General features: G+C 77.1%; 3 protein-coding genes and 1 pseudogene. All 4 read left to right on the forward strand.

Annotated elements, in window-relative coordinates:
* Positions 1-318: pseudogene (locus tag BN2279_RS09525) on the forward strand (hypothetical protein); the annotation flags it as partial.
* 131 nt (positions 319-449) lie between these two features.
* The gene (locus BN2279_RS09530) at positions 450-1,058 is read left to right on the forward strand and encodes a DUF6230 family protein (RefSeq protein WP_159037173.1); all 609 of its coding nucleotides are present in this window, start codon (positions 450-452) and stop codon (positions 1,056-1,058) included.
* Positions 1,049-1,417, forward strand: coding sequence for a DUF6114 domain-containing protein (locus BN2279_RS09535; RefSeq protein WP_234347692.1), 369 nt, complete (start codon positions 1,049-1,051; stop codon positions 1,415-1,417). Before BN2279_RS09530 ends, BN2279_RS09535 begins: the two co-directional genes overlap by 10 nt.
* Positions 1,418-1,443: 26 nt before the next feature.
* Positions 1,444-1,772 (forward strand): hypothetical protein (locus BN2279_RS09540; RefSeq protein WP_407702216.1); only part of this gene is annotated, 329 nt, incomplete at its 3' end.

Below are 1,772 nucleotides of genomic sequence, written 5' to 3' on the forward strand. Positions count from 1 at the left end.
GGTGGGGGCTTCCTTGCCCCCGAGGCGGTGGCCGGGCGGCTGGAACCGCTGGTGCGGGCCGTGGGGTACTGCATGCAGGCCGACCGCAACCCGGCGCTGCGCGACGAGGCCGCCGCCTGGCTGGCGGCCCATCCGGAGCTGCACACCCGCTACTTCAAGCGTCGCCGGCTCACCAGCCTGGGGCTTCCCGGCGGCCATCCCATCCGGGCCCAGGCCCTGCGCCGCAACCCCACCGCACGCCGCGTGGTCCGCGTGGTGCGTACCCTCCAGCGGGCCGCCGGCCCGGACCGGCAGTCCCCGGGCCCGGGGCGGTCCTGAGCGTCCGGCGCCGGGCCGGATCCGTCCAATGAGTGGTCTTGTCCCCGATCCGGTGGTATCCCCGTGGCGCGCGGCGGGCCGGGTGGAGTCGCGTGGTCTGCTGGGCCGCGACGGTGGACGGAGGACCGGTCGTGAAGGTGTTCGGGTGGCGTACGCGGCGGGGGCTGGACTGGCGACGGTTCTGCGTGGTGTGGGTGCTGGCCCTGGTCACGGCGGGGGGAACCGTGTGGGCGACGACCGCGGCGGCCGTGCCGGTCAGGTTCGCGGTGTCCGGGAGCGAGTTCCGGGTGTCGGCGGAGCGACTGGAGGGGCACGGCGTCATCCAGTACGCGTCGGTCACCGAGGGCGCGGGCGGTGAGCGGCGGCCGGTCGCGGTGACCGGGATCGGGCGGGCGGAGATGAGGGACCTGTGCCTGTCGGCGGTCGCGCACACCCCGCTCGGCGCGGTCACCCTCCTCATCCGCTCGGCGCCCGGGAAGGACGTCAGGGCCGACGATCTCGTCCTGGACCTGGAACAGCTCGAAGGCGACCTGGAGTTCGGCGACGCGCAGCTCGGCAGGGACGCGGCCTCGCTCGACGCCGGGCCGGGCGGCCCCGGCCCTGACGGTGGTTACGGGCAGCAGGCGCGGACGCTGACCATCGACGGGATGCGGCTGCGGTCGTGGTCGGTGACCGCGGCGACGTTCCGGCTGGACTCCACCCGCATCTCGGTCCGGCTGGGGGAGCACACGTGTTTCTGACCGCCTGGCGGGCGCGCGGACCTAGGCCGTACGCGGCGTGCGCGCTGGTGTCGGCCGCCGCCGTCGAACTCGCGGCGCTCCCGCTCGGCGCTCCGGCGCTGCTGGCGCTGCAGGGGCCCGGTGCCGGGACGGCGTTGCTGATCGCGGTCGCGCTCGGGGGCTGCGCCGTGCACATGGCCGCCCGGCCGGCGCTGGCCGCGCGCAGCGGGTGGCTGGCGATCGTCCTGGGGCTGCTGTCCTGCCCGCTGGCCAACCTCGGCGGCTTCCTCGTGGGCATGCTGCTCGCCATCACCGGCGGCGCGGCGGCCACGGCCTGGCGCGCCGGCCTGGAGACCACCGCGGCGGCCGAGGCGGCGTGACGGCCGGTCACCTCCGAGGGCGGTCCGTGCCGTTCCTGCTGCTGTCCGCGCTCCTGGCCGCCCTGGTCTCGCCGGCCGCCCCCGAACCGGCCGCCGGGCGCGCGGTCGCGTGGCGCTCCGCGGTCGCGGCGAAGGACACGGCCGGGGATGTGGCGTGCGACACGGCCGCGCTGCCGCGGGCCGCCACCGCCGCCGGCGAGGAGGCCGTGCGGGCGCTCGCGTCGTGCCTGGCGGGTGGCGCGGGGGCCGGCTCTTGTACACATCTGACGCCGCCGACGGAGAGGGGGGGGGGGGAGGGGGGGGGGGGGCGGGAGATGGAGGAAAGGGGGGTAGGGGGGCAGGAGAAGGCGACGGA

The sequence above is a fragment of the Streptomyces specialis genome (genome assembly GCF_001493375.1).
Classification (GTDB): Bacteria; Actinomycetota; Actinomycetes; order Streptomycetales; family Streptomycetaceae; genus Streptomyces; species Streptomyces specialis.